Source organism: Shewanella sp. 10N.286.45.A1 (assembly GCF_041470405.1).
GTDB lineage: Bacteria > Pseudomonadota > Gammaproteobacteria > Enterobacterales > Shewanellaceae > Shewanella.
The window spans coordinates 1-18,938 of record NZ_JBFRMK010000099.1 but is presented as its reverse complement, the minus strand read 5'-3'; the positions used below and the strand labels follow the sequence as shown (position 1 = coordinate 18,938).

16 protein-coding genes are annotated in these 18,938 nt (G+C 44.6%); 11 read left to right on the top strand and 5 right to left on the bottom strand.

Translation table 11 applies throughout. The features are described from left to right. Positions 1–721 precede the first annotated feature (721 nt). A complete protein-coding gene (locus AB4238_RS08785; protein WP_372032976.1) occupies positions 722–1,990 on the bottom strand; it encodes a carbohydrate porin in 1,269 nt (422 codons plus the stop codon). 312 nt (positions 1,991–2,302) lie between these two features. Between AB4238_RS08785 and AB4238_RS08780 the strand changes: the two genes are divergently transcribed. Further along, positions 2,303–4,594, top strand: a complete 2,292-nt coding sequence (locus AB4238_RS08780; RefSeq protein ID WP_372032970.1) for a patatin-like phospholipase family protein — start codon at positions 2,303–2,305, stop codon at positions 4,592–4,594. A 42-nt stretch (positions 4,595–4,636) separates the two neighbouring features. Here AB4238_RS08780 and AB4238_RS08775 read toward each other — a convergent pair whose 3' ends face one another. Continuing rightward, positions 4,637–5,506 carry a LysR substrate-binding domain-containing protein gene (locus AB4238_RS08775; RefSeq protein WP_372032967.1) on the bottom strand — a complete coding sequence of 290 codons (870 nt, stop codon included), beginning with the start codon at positions 5,504–5,506 and terminating at the stop codon, positions 4,637–4,639. Positions 5,507–5,777: 271 nt separating this feature from the next. Between AB4238_RS08775 and AB4238_RS08770 the strand changes: the two genes are divergently transcribed. From AB4238_RS08770 to AB4238_RS08725, 10 genes are all read left to right on the top strand, one after another. Continuing rightward, positions 5,778–6,044, top strand: a complete 267-nt coding sequence (locus AB4238_RS08770) for a DksA/TraR family C4-type zinc finger protein (protein WP_220739349.1) — start codon at positions 5,778–5,780, stop codon at positions 6,042–6,044. Positions 6,045–6,260: 216 nt separating this feature from the next. After that, on the top strand, positions 6,261–7,391 hold the full coding sequence (locus AB4238_RS08765) for an S-(hydroxymethyl)glutathione dehydrogenase/class III alcohol dehydrogenase (RefSeq protein ID WP_372032964.1): 1,131 nt from the start codon (positions 6,261–6,263) through the stop codon (positions 7,389–7,391). A gap of 82 nt (positions 7,392–7,473) precedes the next feature. Then, positions 7,474–8,313 carry an S-formylglutathione hydrolase gene (fghA, locus tag AB4238_RS08760; RefSeq protein ID WP_372032973.1) on the top strand — a complete coding sequence of 280 codons (840 nt, stop codon included), beginning with the start codon at positions 7,474–7,476 and terminating at the stop codon, positions 8,311–8,313. A gap of 200 nt (positions 8,314–8,513) precedes the next feature. Continuing rightward, entirely contained in the window at positions 8,514–9,425 is a 912-nt protein-coding gene (locus AB4238_RS08755; RefSeq protein WP_372032960.1) for a helix-turn-helix domain-containing protein, read from the top strand. A gap of 196 nt (positions 9,426–9,621) precedes the next feature. Next, positions 9,622–11,796: a TonB-dependent siderophore receptor gene (locus AB4238_RS08750; protein WP_372032958.1), complete on the top strand. Its 2,175-nt coding sequence runs from the start codon at positions 9,622–9,624 to the stop codon at positions 11,794–11,796. Positions 11,797–11,863: 67 nt separating this feature from the next. Continuing rightward, positions 11,864–12,607 carry a siderophore ferric iron reductase gene (locus tag AB4238_RS08745; protein WP_220739343.1) on the top strand — a complete coding sequence of 248 codons (744 nt, stop codon included), beginning with the start codon at positions 11,864–11,866 and terminating at the stop codon, positions 12,605–12,607. Beyond that, positions 12,595–13,362 (top strand): ABC transporter ATP-binding protein, encoded by a 768-nt coding sequence (locus tag AB4238_RS08740; protein ID WP_372032956.1) that lies wholly within the window; start codon positions 12,595–12,597, stop codon positions 13,360–13,362. Before AB4238_RS08745 ends, AB4238_RS08740 begins: the two co-directional genes overlap by 13 nt. After that, positions 13,356–14,321: an iron-siderophore ABC transporter substrate-binding protein gene (locus AB4238_RS08735; RefSeq protein ID WP_372032954.1), complete on the top strand. Its 966-nt coding sequence runs from the start codon at positions 13,356–13,358 to the stop codon at positions 14,319–14,321. Before AB4238_RS08740 ends, AB4238_RS08735 begins: the two co-directional genes overlap by 7 nt. Next, positions 14,321–16,327, top strand: a complete 2,007-nt coding sequence (gene fhuB / locus AB4238_RS08730) for a Fe(3+)-hydroxamate ABC transporter permease FhuB (protein WP_372032951.1) — start codon at positions 14,321–14,323, stop codon at positions 16,325–16,327. Before AB4238_RS08735 ends, fhuB begins: the two co-directional genes overlap by 1 nt. Positions 16,328–16,399: 72 nt before the next feature. After that, the gene (locus AB4238_RS08725) at positions 16,400–16,849 is read left to right on the top strand and encodes a DUF6491 family protein (RefSeq protein ID WP_372032949.1); all 450 of its coding nucleotides are present in this window, start codon (positions 16,400–16,402) and stop codon (positions 16,847–16,849) included. Positions 16,850–16,925: 76 nt separating this feature from the next. On the opposite strand, the gene AB4238_RS08720 is transcribed toward AB4238_RS08725, so the two are convergent. From AB4238_RS08720 to AB4238_RS08710, 3 genes are all read right to left on the bottom strand, one after another. Continuing rightward, on the bottom strand, positions 16,926–17,573 hold the full coding sequence (locus AB4238_RS08720; protein ID WP_372032947.1) for a hypothetical protein: 648 nt from the start codon (positions 17,571–17,573) through the stop codon (positions 16,926–16,928). 68 nt (positions 17,574–17,641) lie between these two features. Beyond that, positions 17,642–18,349 (bottom strand): HupE/UreJ family protein, encoded by a 708-nt coding sequence (locus tag AB4238_RS08715; protein ID WP_372032945.1) that lies wholly within the window; start codon positions 18,347–18,349, stop codon positions 17,642–17,644. Positions 18,350–18,457: 108 nt separating this feature from the next. Then, the gene (locus tag AB4238_RS08710) at positions 18,458–18,796 is read right to left on the bottom strand and encodes a hypothetical protein (protein ID WP_372032943.1); all 339 of its coding nucleotides are present in this window, start codon (positions 18,794–18,796) and stop codon (positions 18,458–18,460) included. Between the last annotated feature and the right edge of the window lie 142 nt (positions 18,797–18,938).

The window sequence follows — 18,938 nt, the reverse complement described above, 5'->3', positions numbered from 1 at the left end:
ACGCCAATGAGTATTTCAGTTAACGCTTATATCGGTTCCCCCTTAAGCATTCTCGACTTTATATGATTAGGGGCAGTTGATCTTTCGCGGTTGTTTTGCCGCAGTTTATTGGCATTTTGACAAGGCGGAGGCTATGTCGTTTAGTCATTCTTCACAAATAACCTACAACACAGTCAAAATAACCAAGAAGCGCGGCCCTTCGGGTTCGTTTCAATGTTTTCATTACTGCGTTACGAGCTTTCGCTTAGCCAGCTAAGCAGCATCGCTCAAGCCTTGTACTAAAACAATTGAATTCGAACAAAAACTAAGCTCGAAAGATCAACAGTCCCTAAAACTGCTTCTAGTAAATAGGAACTCATTGCTAGCTAGATTAATGATCTAGTTCAGCCCTAAAGTGCAGACTCTCTCATCCATTCGAAAAGCAGTTTGCTTTGCGTTGAAAGAATATTAGCAAGTTGAAACATAAGGGATCGATAGTGGCAAACTTAATAGTCAATTAAGTGTGGCTAAACGATCGTTGTAAGTGTTTGATACTAGGAGTGCCAAGATCGCTCTAATTGATGACGGAATATAGCTTATGGACTATGCAGTTCGAATTAGTCTGCTGCTTATGGGGGCTTTGTAGAGCTTAGTTGCTGTCTTTGGATTATCGCTTTGGCCCTATTTATGAAAAAGCCCACTTATCGAAAGATAAGTGGGCTAAATATATATTTAAATAGCGTTAGAAGTAGTAACCAAAGTTAATGTTGAAACGTTTGTTGGTATCACCATCGCCAACCATAGTACCGCCAATAAATGGCTGGTTTTCAGCGACTACAAAGTCAAAGTAGGTGTAGAGCCCGCCAGCTGTCACAGCCATGCCGGTGACATTCATAAAGGTGTCTTCCATTGCTGCTGGCTTGTCGGTCACTAATGAATAATCATTGTAGAAGGTAAGGTTTGATATTGGACCGATATTAACTGGCAGGCTATATGCTAAGTTAGCGATATAAGTCGTAGCTTCAGCTGGGATCGAATCATAGAAATGGTAAGCCGCTACCACAATACGGTCTACATCCATGCCGTCGACGTCGTACTTATAGTCCGTCATCTGTAACTTAACATTCCAACGGTCGTAGTTAACAACGCCGTGGATTGCTGCTGCAACGTTATCACCATCGGTGCCGTTTTCAATTTCTAATTGGCCAGCTTGCAAAGATGCACCTAGCTCTAAATCAACGTTATTAAAAGTAAAGTTATGGGTATAACGTGCGTTAAAGGTATTTAGCTCAGCAGCAGCATAACCATCACTTGGTGCATCGTAGGCATCTTCACCATCCAGACGAATACCCACTACATCATAGGCGTAACGGTCGGTACGGTCTGACACGTAACCGTCCAGTCCACCTTGCTCATCATTTTTATAAAAAGCCAAATCGAAACGGTTTGTATCGCCCTTGTAGGTGTAGTTAAGGCCCATGTCGTAGTCATCTTCTAGACCAAGATAAAAGTTTGAGCTAAAGAAATAGTTGTTTGATGCGTAGGTTAAAATACCAAACGGTACTTGGGTGACACCAATTTTACCTTGCTGTTCTTCAGTAAAATTATAACCGATCCACGCGTGCTGAATTACGTTCATGTATTCGAACCAGCGATACTGAGCAGAGTATATTAAGTCTTCATAATTACCAGAAACGTCGATGCGGAATAGATCGAAATCAAAATCACCGCCTCGGTCTGCGTTGTCATCATCAAAGTCTTCATAGGAGTAATTGACTCGAACTGCGCCGCCAAACTTAACTGCATTGCTTTTCTTCTCCACGACCTCTTCGACGACTTCCACTTCTACTTGTTCGATTTGTTGAGGCTTTTCGGCAGCCTTTTGCTGCTGGGCTTCTAATTGTTCAATGCGTGCTTTGAGGGCTTTTAGCTCCTCTTCAACAGGAGTGGCATTTGCATTAGCTGCTAACGCAAGTGCGATACAAGAGGCTGCAAGTGTATAACGAGTCATCATTTGTCCTAAAGGGGGGGAAGTAAGGAAAGTGTAGTGCATGTTAACAGATGTGTGGCCTTGCTGGTGTTTTGTTCTAATTGTTGGCTGATTGGTGGTTGTTTAGTGTGATCTACGTCGACTTTTAGCTGCTCGATAGGATGCGAGTAAATGTGTCGGGTTCTAGTTTGCTCAAATTAAGATTGAACTATTTGATTTTTTGTTTACTTAATATTGTCTGTTCATTTGAGACAATCAAACTCACGCAGGGCACTTAATGAGCCAATCATTTCCCCCTTAAAATAGTCACATCAAAATTAACCGGGTGTGGTTGTGAGCAATTTTCCAATAAGAGTAACTGTTTTGCTGGTCGTCGCGACTCTTGTAAGCCCTGCTGTATCTGCCAATGATATTGAGCAAAGCATTATGGATGATGCTCTTGACTCAACATCTAAACGAAAAAAAATTGGTTTGGCGCTCAGTGGTGGTGGCGCTAAAGGGGCTGCTCATGTTGGCGTCTTACGCTATTTAGAAGCGAACAATATCGCCATTGATTACATTGCGGGAACCAGTATTGGTGCCTATGTTGGTGGCTTATATGCACTTGGTTACAGTGCCAATGAAATCGAAGTCATCATGCTCGAACTTGATTGGAGCAGTGGATTTGATGATAGTGTTCCAAGAACAGCGCTGAATTTTCATGACAAACAAGATTTTGATCGGTTCAACCTTCCGTTTGATTTTGGCTCACTCGACGGTGAGCTATTGCTGCCAAAAGGGGTTTTACGTGGTCAAACTATGGCTAACCTCTATATCCGTTCTGCAGGTATGGTGCCTAGGCAAGCTTCATTTGACGAGTTAGCGATTCCCTTTAAAGCAATCAGTACCGATATTGCCACTGGCCAAGCCGTTGTGCTCGAATCTGGAAATCTATTGGCGGCAATGCAAGCCTCAGCATCAGTGCCTGGTATTTTACAGCCGCTTGATATCGATGGCAGGTATCTTGTTGATGGTGGAATGGTAAGTAATATGCCCGTTGATGTCGTGCGGGCAATGGGTGCAGATATTGTCATTGCTGTCGATATTGGTGCGCAGCTGGCACCTAAAGAAGACCTACAAGACAGCTTCGCTATTTTATCGCAACTCTCAACGATGATGACCCGTGCTAATGCCGTAGAGCAGATTGAAAACATGCAGCCACAAGATATTCTCATACGTCCGGATATTAGCCTGCTAGACACTACTGACTTTGCCAGTATGCCGCTAGGGTTTGAAAAAGGAGAGCTAGCAGCGTCTCATGATGCCGAGCAATTAACAGCGCTGGCGGCTTCAACTGATGAGTTTGAACGCTATCAAGCACGGCGGCAGCAATATAAGCACTCACTACAGACTTTCGAGCAGCGTCTTGTCGATAAGGTTGTGGTGGTGAGCAATAGCTATGAACCTATTGAGAAAATTTCAGCAGCTCTAGCCGTTAATTCTGGTGATACCGTTGACCGCGAAGAGATAGTCGATGCCATTGACCGTGTGTATGCTCTGAATAGTTTTGAGCGAGTAGAAGCAGAGGTTACTGAAGATGAAGCACAGCAAAAAATATTAACCGTTAACGCCAAAGAAAAGAGTTGGGGGCCAAACTTTTTTGATATTGGCTTTTCGTTAGAAGAAGACTTCAGTGAGATCTCTGATATTAAGCTGGATCTCGCCTATACCCTCAATAATGTAGCCGATACTAGGGGGCGACTCAGGTTTGAGCTATCTTCTGGTCTGGAGAAGGTCCTCGGTGCTGAGTTTTTATTGCCGTTAGACTCTTTAGATAAATATTATTGGAAGAGTCGTTATCGTTTCAAGCAAGAGCAACAGCTTTACTTTTGGGATAACGAACGCAGCTTAAAGACCCTGACTAAGTCTCATAAGGTCAGTTCATCTATCGGTATAAACCTCAGTAATAACATGATTGTAGAGCTTGGGTTTGCTGCTGAGACAGGCAATATTGAAGGGCCAACCATCATAGATCTAGATATCGATTATCAGAGCTATTCGAGCTTTATTATTGCCAGTTACGATAGTTTAGACAGCTATAGTTTTCCAAGTAAAGGTACCCAAATCTATTTCAAAGGGGCTTATAACGACGATAATCTTGATCAACTGACGTTGCCGATAGTGGGGGATGTCTTTGGTGACACAGCACAATTTAACTATGAGTTTTCCTTTAAGCATGCTCGCAGTATTGCACGCCATACATTGATCAATAAAGTTAAGGTGAGCGGCACTAACAGTGATGAAGTGAGCTTAATCCATACCCATAAATTGGGCGGGTTTTTAAACTTGTCAGGATTACATAAAGATGCACTTGTAGGGTCACAATTGAGCTATGGCTCTTTGATTTATCAATATCGCATTAGCTGGCAAGGCTTTGGTGGAATGAGCATTCCGCTTTATTTAGGGGCGTCAGCGGAAGCGGGTAATGTTTGGCAATATAAAGATCAACGCGGGCTCGATGATTTGATCTATGCCGCTAGCATTTTTGTGGGTACCGAGACTGATTTTGGCCCGGCAGTCCTCGGTTTTGGCATCAATGATCAGCAACATAAAACAGTATATTTGACACTAGGTAAGACTTTTTAGCCGGTTACGGTAAAGAATCAAAGCTGTATACCGCATATGAAGCTAGGCTAATTTGTCACCGAGGAAATCGAGCAGCATACGCACTTTGGGTGATAAGTGGCGATTATGTGGGTAGAGTGCCCATATACCTTCATCAGCTTGGCGGTTATTTTCCAACAGTGACACTAGCTCTCCAGAGGCGATAAACGGGTTCACGTAATAGTCAGGCAACTGAATAATGCCTAAGCCTTTGATAGCGGCATCGACCAATGCATGGCCGCTATTGCAGCTCAAGTTTCCTTTGATCCGTACATTTCTGGCTTTGCCTTTTTCTTGAAAACGCCAGTAATCTAATGTGCCAATTAAGCAGTTGTGCTGGTCAAGCTCGGACAAGGTGTGCGGCAGGCCATAAGTGGAAACGTAACTTGGGGAGGCGCAAACATATTGGGTGCGTGAGCCGAGGCGTTTAGCCATCATGCTTGAATCTTCCAATTGGCCTAAACGGATCGCCAGATCGTAACCTTGGTCGACCAAGTCGACTTTAAGGTTGGTCAAATTCATTTGCACTTCTAGTTCGGGGTACTGAGTGAGGAAATCATTGATCAGCGGTGCGATGGTGCCTTCGCCATAAGTGACAGGAGCGGTGATCTTTAGCAATCCCCTTGGAGTGGTCTGCAAATTGGTGATAGCGCGTTCCGCTTCATCTAAGCCATCTAGCACTTGGCGACAATGTTGGTAGTACACTCTGCCAACTTCGGTAACCGATACCTTGCGAGTAGTGCGATGGAATAGCTTAGCGGCTAGCCGCGTTTCAAGAGCACTCACTTGACGGCTGACCTGGGCTGTTGAGATCCCTAAGCGCACAGCAGCTTTAGTGAAACTTTCCGTTTCGGCTACAGCAACAAACTCGCTCACACCTTCCCAGTTAAACATATACGCTCTCTACTTATCTCAGCTGTCAATGATGCCAATTATTGCTAACTCTAGCCTAAATGCAATGTTATCTGGTCGTTTAAGGCTTAATTATTACCATACGGTAAAAGAAATTTTCAGTATTGTGGGATTATCAGTTTTGGTTCACTGAGTATAATTTGCACCATTAAAGTGGCGTGGCAATTTGCTTACGCTCTTCTAAACTTTAACTCTGTTAGCAAAACCATGTTGGGTCATAACGGCAAGCTTGGGGCTAGATTGAGGAGTCAATATGGCTGGTGGTTGGGCCCGCGATGGGGCGGTGCAAGATCAGATTGATAATAGTGTTGCCGATGGCGTTGCGCATATCCGCAGTGAATTGTCTTTGGGCACAAGTTTATTTTTCTGTGAGGAGTGTGGAGCGCCGATCCCTGAGGCACGTCGACAGGCAATTCAAGGCGTACGTTTTTGTGTGAGCTGCCAAAGCGAACTCGATGAACAACAGAAAAAAGTCAGCCTGTTTAATCGACGCGGCAGTAAAGACAGCCAGCTTCGCTAACCGGTCTTATTTGGCCTGATGGTTTAAAGGCGATGGTGAAAGTATGGATAATAGCTGTGTGACTATCAGCGTTATTATTACCATATGGTAAAAGTTAATTGCATAATAGTGGGATTATCAATTATTGGTGGCTCGCTATAATGTTGGCATATTCATGACGGCACTGGTTGATTAGATAAGACCGTTTTTTAACTCTATATAAAGTAGGTATTACAGATGACTGCACAGACTATTAAATCAAAAGCCGCAGTGGCTTGGGCTGTTGGACAACCACTAACGATGGAAATCGTAGACGTGATGCCACCGCAAAAAGGTGAAGTCCGCGTCAAAATGATTGCAACAGGTGTTTGTCATACCGATGCCTTTACACTGTCAGGTGACGATCCAGAAGGGATCTTCCCTTGTATTCTTGGCCATGAAGGTGGCGGTATTGTTGAGTCTATCGGTGAAGGTGTTACCAGTGTTCAAGTCGGCGATCATGTTATTCCACTTTATACGCCTGAGTGTGGTGAATGTAAGTTCTGTAAGTCTGGTAAAACTAACCTTTGTCAGAAGATCCGTGAAACCCAAGGTAAAGGTCTAATGCCTGATGGCACGACTCGCTTCTCTAAAGATGGTGTTGATATCTTCCATTACATGGGCACTTCAACCTTCTCTGAGTACACAGTATTACCTGAGATTTCATTGGCTAAAGTTAACCCAGAAGCACCGCTTGAAGAAGTGTGCTTATTAGGTTGTGGCGTTACAACCGGTATGGGTGCGGTGATGAATACCGCCAAGGTTGAAGAGGGCGCGACTGTTGCCGTATTCGGTATGGGTGGTATTGGTCTTTCAGCTGTGATTGGTGCAGAGATGGCTAAAGCATCACGTATTATTGCTATCGATATTAACGAAAGTAAGTTTGAGCTTGCACGCCAACTGGGTGCAACAGATTGCATCAATCCAAAAGATTATGACAAGCCAATTCAAGACGTGATTGTCGAGCTTACTGATGGTGGCGTAGATTACTCATTCGAATGTATTGGTAACGTTAACGTTATGCGCAGTGCACTTGAGTGCTGTCACAAAGGTTGGGGCGAGTCAGTGGTTATCGGTGTTGCTGGTGCAGGGCAAGAGATCTCAACGCGTCCATTCCAACTGGTGACAGGCCGTGTATGGAAAGGCAGTGCATTCGGTGGCGTTAAAGGTCGCTCAGAGCTGCCTGAATATGTAGAGCGTTACATGGCGGGTGAGTTTAAGTTAAACGACTTTATCACCCACACCATGGGTCTTGAACAAGTCAATGAAGCCTTTGACTTAATGCATGAAGGTAAGAGTATTCGTACTGTTATCCATTTCGATAAGTAATATTTACAACCTAAGCCTATTCAGTGGCTGTTTAACCCTTTTACGATGAGTTAAAGGGTTAAACATGACAAGAGATGCAAGCATGACAATTGAAAATATCAGCGTAAATAAGAGCTTTGGTGGTTGGCAAAAGCAATATACTCACCAATCAGAGTCGTTAAACTGTGCGATGCGATTTGCTATTTATTTACCACCGCAAGCGTCAAATGGTCAAAAAGTGCCTGTGCTGTATTGGTTGTCAGGCTTAACTTGCACTGATGAAAACTTCATGCAAAAAGCAGGTGTGCAAGCCATAGCGGCGGAATTAGGGATAGCAATTGTAGCGCCTGATACTAGTCCGCGCGGTGAAGGTGTAGCAGACGATGATGGCTACGACTTAGGTCAAGGCGCAGGTTTCTACGTCAATGCCACCCAAGCACCTTGGAGCCGTCATTATCAAATGTATGACTACGTGGTTAATGAGCTGCCGACGCTGATTGAATCTATGTTCCCAGTGAGTGACAAACGATCGATTGCAGGTCACTCAATGGGCGGTCATGGTGCCTTGGTTATCGCTATGCGTAACGCTGCTGCATATCAGTCAGTGTCTGCATTTAGCCCAATCAGTAACCCTGTTAATTGTCCTTGGGGTAAAAAGGCACTCACAACTTATCTTGGTCGTGACACGAGTACATGGGCTGAATATGATGCCAGTTTATTGATGCGCAAAGCGACTGAATTTGTACCGGCATTGGTTGACCAAGGTGAAGGCGATAACTTCTTGGTTGAGCAGCTAAAACCTGAAATGCTGCAAGCGGCGGCCAAAGTGAGTGGTTATCCGTTAACGCTGAATATGCATGATGGTTATGATCATAGTTACTACTTTATCGCCAGCTTCATTGAGCAGCATATGCGCTTTCACGCTGCGCACTTAAGTGACTAAACTCACCTAGCTTTAAAAATGCCGCTTTGATAGTGGCATTTTTTATGGGTGTTATTGCGGTTTTAAGGCTAGGAGCTGGTCGTTCACGACGATTTAAATAAGGTAAATTTAAAGCTAATACCAATCAGTACATAGACTATGTTAAATTGAGGCTAAGCTTTCTAAATTAATATCTAAATAACGCTTATGGGGGCTGAATTATGGCAATCCGTTCATCTTTCTCTCGCATTGAGCGGGTATTAAGCTTCATTCATAGTCATCTTGACCAACCCTTGTCTTTGGAAGATATCGCAGAGCATAGTCAATGTTCCCGCTGGCAGCTGCAGCGGATCTTTCAGCAGCAAACAGGCTTAAATGTGGCGCAATATGTGCGCGAGCTTAAGCTCAGTGTCGCCGCTGACAAAGTATTGTTAGGTCAATCTCGAATGTTAGATATTGCTTATGAGTTAGGCTTTAACTCTGAGGTTAGCTTTAGTCGTTCTTTTAAGCAGTTGTTTGGTGTGAGCCCGAAGCAATATCAACGGCGGGGTACACGTGTCGGACTTAGAAATCCTATTGTGATACGGCCTGAATTTAAAGCCAACAAAAAAATAGATACCACCTTCTTACAAACTCATATTGAGTATCGCGAGGCGTTTACCGTATATGGCCTCTCGTCACCCATAAAAGGGGTATTGTCTGAGACTCCTGACTTTTCATCCATTGTGCCCGACACTTGGTTGCGTCTGTTCGATATTATTGAGCAACAATTACCACTAATGGGCAATATGCTTGGAGTGGTCGATACTCTCTCACTTATCACTGAGCAGAAAAGCATTCGTTATTGGGCTGCATTGGAATTAGCTGCTGAGCAGTTGCAATCATTACAACCACTATTGAACGATGGGCCACTCTGTCGGTTAACTGTCCCTGCACAGGAGTACGCGGTTGTTTCATATAACGGCGCTGTTAATGAATTCTCTCAGTTAGTGGAGTGGCTTATTTGTGATTGGCTACCGGGATCTGGCTTTGTGAGCATTGATGGTTATGAACTGGAAAGCTACGGTAAGATCACCTCAACCATTACCGACCTTAAGCATATGGAATACTGGTTACCGATAAAAGCTAAGTAACAACATTAGTAAAAGCTAAAAGGTGACAGCATTCGCAAAAACTAAATTTCCTGTCTTTTTCTTCCTCTTTTGCACCAAATTGTTAAATATCCCCCTCAAAAAGACTATATTATCGCGTTTGATAATCATTCTCATTAGTATTCGCTTGTTGTAGATAGAGCAAGTGTGAATCACATTAGGGTATATAGAGGACAGTATGGTCTCAGTTCAGGGTAATAAGGCTTTTCACTTAACAGTAGTTGCTACCGCTATTAGCGCATCACTATTTTGTTCATCGCAGGTTGTTGCAGCGGGGTCTGAGGACTTAACGGTTGAAATTCCGCCAATGGAGACCATCACTGTATTGGGTCAAGCCTATCGTAATACCGCGACTAAAACCTCGTTAACGCCAATGGAAACACCGCAAGGTGTAACGGTGATCGACAGCGAGTTACTGAGTGAGCGTGGGGTTAAGTCACTTAACCAAGCATTACGTTACGTTCCTGGTGTGACGACTGAGCAAAAAGGTGGCGCGGTCACCATGTATGACACTTTCAATATACGTGGTTTTGACGTTAACCAAAGCTACTATGATGGCTTAGTACTGCAGTACTTAAACGGCTGGAACCTACAACCACAGATTGATCCAATTGCTCTTGAACAAGTTGAAGTTTTCAAAGGACCTACCTCTGTACTCTACGGTTCAATGCCACCAGGTGGTATGGTCAATATGATTGCTAAGTCACCGCAAGCGGCTGATAGCACTGAAGTCAATTTTGCCACAGGTTCAAATAACTTAGTGGAAGCATCTATTGATACCACAGGCCAGATTGGTGATAGTGATTTTTCATATCGTATTATTGCGTTGGCGCGCAGTAAAGATGGTCAAGTCGATCATACTGAAGAAGAACGTTTTGTGTTTGCACCGTCGCTTGACTGGAATGTTTCTGACAGCACTTACATCAACTTTAACCTTTACTACCAGAATGATCCTGCAATGGGGATGAACTCTTCGCTACCTTCATCAGGGATGATCAGTGAAAACCCTGCGGGTAGCACTAGCCCGTCAACTTTTGCAGGGGACAAAAATTGGTCGACTTTCGAGCGTGAGTTCATACTTGCAGGCTATAAAGTTAACCATGATTTCAATGATAACTGGTCTTTCCTGCAGAACTTCCGCTATATGGATGCCAAGTTATATCAGGAAAATACTTATCACTTGGAGTCGGGTTTTGACCCAATGACAGGTTCGCTTGATAGAAATATCTACAGCACCGATGAGACTTCAACGGGTTACACTATAGATAACCAACTGTCTGGCTCATTCAATACCGGAAAAGTTGAGCATAACGTGCTGTTTGGTCTTGATTATCAAAAACTTGATGGTGTATCTGCTTACTCAGAATTCGGCACAACCAGCCAATTTGGCGATTTCAATATTTTCAATCCGAACAACGATATGATTGAGCGTGATGCACTTAGCTCAACCTATGACGCTCGCGATAATGTACAAGTAGAGCAGTTAGGTCTGTATTTTCAAGATCAAATGCGCATCGACAAGTTGATTGTGATTGCTGGTGGTCGATTTGATGATTACAGCTCTTCAAGTGAATACTCTGACTCCTATGGCGACACCAATAATGCCGCCGATCATGACCACTTCTCTTACCGTGTCGGTGCCATGTATGAATTTGACAGTGGTTTTTCACCATTTGCAAGCTACGCAACCAGTTTTGAACCTGTAGCGGGAACCAAAAAAGATGGCTCTACCTACCAGCCTGAGTTGGCTGAGCAGTTAGAAGTTGGTGTTAAATACAGCTCTGATGATCACAGTAAGACCATGGCCGTGTCGCTGTTTAACATAGTGAAAAGTGATGCATTAATGGCGGATCCAAATGATCCTTGGGGCGACAAGCTTCAGATAGGTGAAATTGAGTCTCGCGGTGCCGAGTTTGAAAGCCAGTGGTACATGACCGACAACTTTGATGTGGCGTTGAACTACACCTACATCGATATGGAGATCACTAAAGATAGCGGTAATGGTCTACAAGGCAAAAGCCCTATCTATGTGCCAAAGCATGCTGCATCACTTTGGTCTAATTACTATATTGAAGATGGTGCGTTAGCGGGAATGCGTATTGGTGGTGGTGTTCGTTACGTCGGTGAAATGCAGATTGATGCTATGAATACCGATACCGTTGATTCATACACGTTAGTTGACTTGTCGCTAGGTTATGACTTGGGTGAGCTAAGCGGCAGTCTACTTGGCGCCAGCGTTAACTTAGTGGCGAACAACCTCTTTAACGAAGAATACTATACCTGTTATGACACGGTTAACTGCTGGTATGGCGCTGAGCGTAATATCGAACTTAACTTCAAATATAACTTCTAGTTGTTAGTCGGGGGAGGTTTCAGTCGATGAAATCTCTCCCAGGTATTTGCTTAAGGTTAATGCATTAATGAATCAGGCTGTTTTTAATCAAATTTACCAAGAGTGTCAGCAGATCTCTCCTTATCTCAAAGGCGAATTTACCGATGCTGAGTCTGAATCTAATTCTGAGCTAGAGTTAATCTCAGCGAATAGATCCAACATCACCATTATTAAGTCATTGCATACCAGTTTGATGCAGCAATCTCCTGAAGCGGGCAGAAGCTATTGGTTAACACGAAGCTGGGATCTGCTCACTTGGCAGCCACTTTATCTAACGCTCACCTCTATCTACCAGTTACGTATTTTGCCGGATCTTAATAATATGCTGCAGCAGCATGATAATGGTTTAGTGGCGGGGTTTCGTTTTAACTGTACTGATTGTGCGACCGGGGATTATGAGTGTTTAATTCGGCAGGCGGGTAAACAGCTGTCACAGCTATTTGAGCATTACCGCAAAGAGCTTGATCAGTGGGCGCGTTGTCGCCCTCGCTTTACTGAACATCTTATTGCCGATGCCTTATTTGCTAAGCTGTTATTGATGCAGAAGTCTCACCCAGAAATGAGTGACAGTTTCATTCGTCGCCATGCTAAGTTATGGCTAGATGCGCTCAATTTTTCAGATTCGCATTTACAGTCGCTATGTCTCTCCAAGCTAGACAACAAGCTCTCGCTCAATCGCACTAGCTGTTGCTGCGTTTATAAAACAACCGCTGGTGTAAAGTGTGCCAATTGTCCGCGGCTTAAACAAAAGAGTAAATCATGTACCAATTGACACACGTCAAAGTCATTAGAGATCAGCGTACCATCCTAGATATAGAATCACTAAATATCGACCCCCATGCTTTGACTGTGGTGTTAGGTCACAACGGTTCAGGTAAATCGACTCTGGTTAACTTGCTTGCCAATCAGTTTAACCCTGAAGAGGGCGAAGTGATGCTTGGTGGGCAACCAATCAAACAATATAGTGCCAAAGAGTTAGCGAGAACCGTTGCTTATTTACCGCAAAAGCTACCGGAAGTAGCAGGGCTTAATGTGGCAGAGTTGGTACGTTTAGGCCGATTTCCTTGGCGTGGTACTTTGGGGCGCTGGCGCAAAGAAGATGAGCAGATCATCGCGCAAGCGATGGAGGAAACAGGAGTTACAGCATTTAAAGATACTCTGGCTGATCAGCTCTCTGGTGGTGAGCGGCAACGGACATGGGTTGCGATGTTACTCGCTCAACAAGCTGAGCTATTAATATTAGATGAGCCAACCTCTGCACTTGATATTCATCATCAATACCAGTTGATGGAATTGCTCAGTAATTTGAATAAAAGCACTGGCAAAGGGGTGATTGTCATTTTGCATGATCTTAATTTGGCGCTGCGTTTTGCGACCCAAATTGTTGCACTAAAGGCGGGTAAAGTTGCTTTTAGTGGTGAGGCCTCATTGTTGCAAGATGAACAGCGACTCAGTGATTTATATGCCACACCAGTGACTTTGATTGATCACCCTAACCAGAATCATAAGGTAGCGATTGTATGCTAAGGCGTGCCATCTTTGTTTTACTGTTGTTATGGCTACCTAGTACGTTATTTGCCAAAACGTCGTCAACAACGATTACGGTTGTAGACAGTCGCGGCCAACACCAGTTGCCTGCCACACCTATCCGCGTGGCGGCGCTGAATTGGGACGTTGCTGAGCAAGTCTTGGCGCTTGGGGTGACCCCCATTGCTATGCCTGACATTAATGGTTACAGAGAGTGGGTTATGCAGCCTAAAGTACCTGACTCTGTAATGGATATAGGCAGCCGAGTTGAGCCCAATTTTCAACGTTTAGCAACGCTTAAACCCGACGTCATCATCATTGCTTCACCGCAGTTAGATCTATTACCACGACTGGAAAAAATTGCGCCTGTTTTGTTCTACCAAACTTATAGCGAGCACCATGATAACGCTAGGGCGGCCATTGATAACTTCAGATTGATCGCACAATTACTTGATAGAGAAACACAGGCAGAGCAACGGCTAACGCAAATGCAGCACTCGATAGCGACAATGCGTCAGCAGTTGGCACAAGCTTATCAAGGAAAACTGCCGACAGTGACCACCTTTAGATTTGCTAGCATGACCTCAATTTATCAATTTGGTGATAACTCAACTGCGCAATATGCGCTGTCATTATTGGGGATCTCTGCGGCAATAGAGCAGGCACCGACTCAGTGGGGAGTTAAGCAAAAGCGCCTTAAAGAACTGCGTCATGTTGGCGACGGTATCGCGCTTTATTTTGAACCCTTTACGCAACAGCAGCAGTTATCGACCAGTGTTATGTGGAATGCCTTTCCCTTTGTACGCCACCACAAAATGAATAGTGTTAAACCAGCTTGGAACTACGGTGGTGCGGTATCTATTGAATATATGGCAGCAGCATTAACTGAGAGCTTGCTAGCGATAGCGCCAATTCCACCTACATCGTTACCTCAAAACGAGAGTGAGCAGAACCAATAATGCCCAGTAAGATAGTTTCTCGATATAGCGTTACCTTTATCGCGTTAATGGCTTTTGCCATTATTTCAGCGCAAATCGACACCCAGATTAGTTTGTCACAGCAGTGGCACTTGCTTATTAATTTTGCCGACAGACTGACGTTAGCCACTAGCTTTGATGCGATTATGTTTACTGAGTCGCAGTTGCCACGGATAGTGATGGCCGTGATGGTCGGGGCAATGCTAGGTCTGGTTGGCAGCTTAATGCAGCAGCTAACTCAAAACCCGTTAGTGTCGCCAATGACATTGGGTACCGCCTCCGGTGCATGGTTAGCACTGGTGCTACTGAATGTGTTTTTCCCAGGATTTGTTGGCCAATATGCATCTGTTGCGGCAACGGTTGGCGCCATGCTTACACTGGGGTTAGTGATTTTAATTGCAGGCGTGCGTAACCTTTCTGGTTTACCCGTGGTGCTTGCCGGTATGGCGGTGAATATTCTATTGGGTGCAATCGCCACTGCGATTATTTTGCTCAATGACCAATACGCTAAGAATCTGTTTATTTGGGGCGCCGGAGATCTGGCTCAAAATGGTTGGCAGCAGGTGCAATGGTTATTGCCTAAGCTGAGTGTGTCAGTGCTTATTCTACTGCTGGCTCCGCGAGTATTGGCCCTTTTAAGAATGGGGCAGGCCGGCGCCGCCGCTCGTGGACTCAATATTATCCCCGCCATTTTGGCATTGTTCACTTTAGGTATTTGGCTTGTCGCCACCTCCATTACCGCTGTTGGGGTTATCAGTTTTATTGGTTTACTCGCGCCCAATATTGCTCGCCAATTAGGTGCGCGTACTCCACGAGATGAACTGTTTTTTAGTATGTTACTAGGTGCGACAGTTCTGGTGATTACCGATGCGCTTGCCATTGCAATGAGCATGTTGACCTTCGACTTAGTCCCTTCTGGTACCGCTGCAGCGCTTATTGGTGCCCCGGCACTTATTTGGTTTACCCGTCGAAAAATGGGCGCACAGGATCAGCTATCTTTCTCATTGCCTAAAAGCCGTTACCAGATGAGTCCGAGTACGCTTATTACGATGCTGGCGAGTTTGTTTGCCGTCATTGTTTTGGTGCTAGTGTTTACAAAATCAACGGTAAATGACGCTACAGTATGGTTATGGGCGATTCCAGATGCCTTTGCCTGGCAGATCCAATGGCCAAGAATTATCACGGGTATTGCAGCGGGTTCTGGCTTGGCTGTCGCGGGGGTATTGCTACAGCGACTTATCTATAACCCGTTAGCGAGTCCCGATATTTTAGGGATCTCTGCAGGTGCAACATGCGCCTTAGTTGGCGGTAGTATTTTTGTTGGTCTGAATATTTTTGATGCGGCGCCGGCTATTGCATTTTTGGGCAGTATGACGGTTCTTGGATTGTTACTCTTGTTAGGTAAACGCCACCGTTATGCTCCATCTATGTTGATACTGACCGGTATCGCTTTGACTGCACTTATTGAGGCGATGGTGCAGTTTGCATTGGCCCGGGGTGATGAAACCTCTTACACCATTTTGAGTTGGTTAGCTGGCTCAACCTACCGAGTATCACCCAGTGCTGCAGTGATACTGATAGTTAGTGTGTTAGGACTGATTGCGTTTGCACTCGTCACTTCGCGCTGGTTAACGTTAATCTCGACCGGACGAGAGTTTGCCAAGGCTCGAGGGCTAAATGTACCTAGAGCATTCATGCTACTGCTTTGTTGTGTTGCCCTGTTATGTGGAGTTGTTACCGCAACCATGGGGCCTGTCGCATTTGTCGGTTTGTTAGCACCACACATGGCAGTCATTTTAGGCGCTAAAAAAGTGCAGTTGCAGTTACCAGCCGCCGCCATCATCGGTGCTGGCTTAATGGTGCTGTCGGATTGGATAGGACAAAACGTGGTTTATCCGTCGCAAGTTGCCGCGGGGACTGTGGTATCTGTTGTCGGTGGTTTGTATTTTATCTTGCTATTGATACAGGGTCGGCGAGCTGTTAACTAGCGCAGAGTATGTCATATTTGGAGAGTGCTTTTTTGCTGCTAGATTTAAGGTATTAACAGTAAGGAGATAATAATGAAGATATGGAATATCTTGATACTTGGTTTCGCAGTCATTTTAGCTGGCTGTGCAGCAACAGGAAAGACAAAAGAGCATGAAGCACTATATACTTTTCCTGAATTAGAGCAGGTTTATTCTATCGATAACTTTAGAATGGATGGTTGGGAAGAGGTCGATAAATATACAATAATCGTTAACTCTAGACCGCGAGAAAGTTACTTGTTTGTGCTCAGCGGTGGCTTGATCGATTTGCGGTTTGCACAAGGCTTATTGGTCACTTCAACCTTAGGCAAGGTAGAAGTTGGTTTTGATACCGTAGCCACTCCGCAAGATCCAATGCTGAAAGCACAGATAAAACGAATCTACCGCTTGAAAGATAAAGCCGAGAAAGAGGCTATAAAACAAAAGATTATCGCGTTCGCTGATATTGAAGATAAAGAAGCTGACAACAAGTCTACCCAATAGCACGCTTTGACTTATAACAATGTAAGCCCGCTACGTACTCAATCGTAGCGGGCTTTTTTGTGCTTAAAATGTGTAATTAGCCTTTAATTAGATAGGCACCCTTGGTTGCAAGTGTCACCGTGATTGGCTCGCTGGTTTTGTTTTTCCAGTACCAACCATGAGCACCTGCAAACGGTGTGGTGAGTGTGCCTTGCATTTGATCCGACGTGGTAATTGCAAAGCTTTCATAAAACCCAGTTTTATCGCCTTGAGGCTCACCGTGAAAATCGAAGTAAAGCTCGCTGCCATCAGTGCGCCAGTCGTACTCTAAATGCTCGCCTGCATTGAGTAATAACTTGTACTCAAGCCCTTTACCTGCAGGGATCACTATCTCTACCGTGTCTTGACGAAGACCCGTAACTAGGGCTCTAGCTTCTTTGATTTCAGCTACAGACGGAGCCTGACTAATAACGATTGTGCTTTTGCTCGGTACAGCATGCTGCTGGGGATTGCTGCTGGGGGAGTTAGTTTCGGTCGCGGTTGCAATTTTAGTTAAGCCGAGAGACTTTCCGATACCCGTTGGATCGATGTTGTACTCAGCGGGTAATATTGCGGTCACTAGTACTACCGCCGCAATAACGGTCGCAGCAATGCTGGCTTTTAATAGTGTGGCATTAGAGTGAACAGGTATATCAATAGTGTTACTTATTGAGTGATGTGCTTGGTTTTGTGTTTTATCTGTCATTGTGTTTCCTAAAATTATTTATCTATGCATCGCTTCAGGCTAAGTTGCGGCAATGAGTTATGTCTGAGTTAACTGATGAAATAGCCGCTAAGCTGATAGCCGACGAGCATTAACCCACCACTCATAAGTAAGGTATTTGCTGCGGTTGAAAACTGCAGAAAGCTTTTATGTCTACGCCAGAAGCTCATCAAGATAAGCACCATGCCTAGCGCTAAGAATTGGCCGATTTCGACGCCGATATTAAAGGCAATGATGTTCGCCATCAGCCCCTCTTGTGGTAGCTGAAACTCTTGGATCTTGGTGGCCAAACCAAAGCCGTGGAACAAGCCGAAGATTGCCACTGCGACTTTGGTGTTGGGCTGGTAACCGAATATACGCTGAAAGCCGCCCAAGTTATCAAACCCCTTGTAGACAATTGAAAACCCGATAATGGCATCAATAATATAAGGATTAACTTGGATGTCATTGAAGACGCCATATAGCAAGGTAATGCTATGGCCTAGGGTGAATAGGCTGACATATAACAACACATCTTTGGTGCGATAAAGGAAGAAAATTACCCCGACTAAAAACAGTAGATGGTCGTAGCCGGTGACCATATGCTTAGCGCCGATATAGATAAAGGGCAAAATTGATACCCCTTGATTTGCGGCTAAAAATTGCTTAGTACTCTCATCCACGCCGTGGGCAAACAGAGAGAAAGAGGCAAATAACCCTAAAAAAATCACCAACAGCCGAAGAGTCTTCGCCATTGGATTAGCCAGAGATTGGCTCATTATAAATACTCCAATTATTTTTTGATTATGCACAGCTATTTCAGCCTGAATCGCTCAGAGCCTACTGTGCATTAATAGTTTTGCGCTGATTAGCGCAGTAAAAAATAATTAGCTGTGTGGAGGTGGGTTGGGTGGCGCGTATCTATCGTTTCTATACAACACGTCAGCATCACTAATGGTGCCAGCTTGGTAAAACTCGCTGTCAAAGCGTGATTCTACAGGCGGATGCGATGGTGTGTGTGAATGATTGTTATGGTCATGTTCACCTGTGTCGGTCATTAAAGCTGTTGAGCTCTCGACAAGATCGACAATAGACTCGGTGGCATTAAAAGGCGCTGACAGTGGAGCGTCATGAGAGTGGGCAGATTCATGACTGTGGTGATGGCTGACACTGCTCCCCATTGGGTGTTTACCATTCGGGTATTGCACCGAATAGGCTGAGCTCATTACAAAAAACTGGCACAGCAACAGCATAAACATAATAGTTAATGTCTTTGTTGATTGCTGCTGAGGCGCTTTGAGTCGCCTTGCCTGTATTTTGGTTTTATTGATGGCTGTTATCTTCAATTCTTAGGGGCTGTTGATCTTT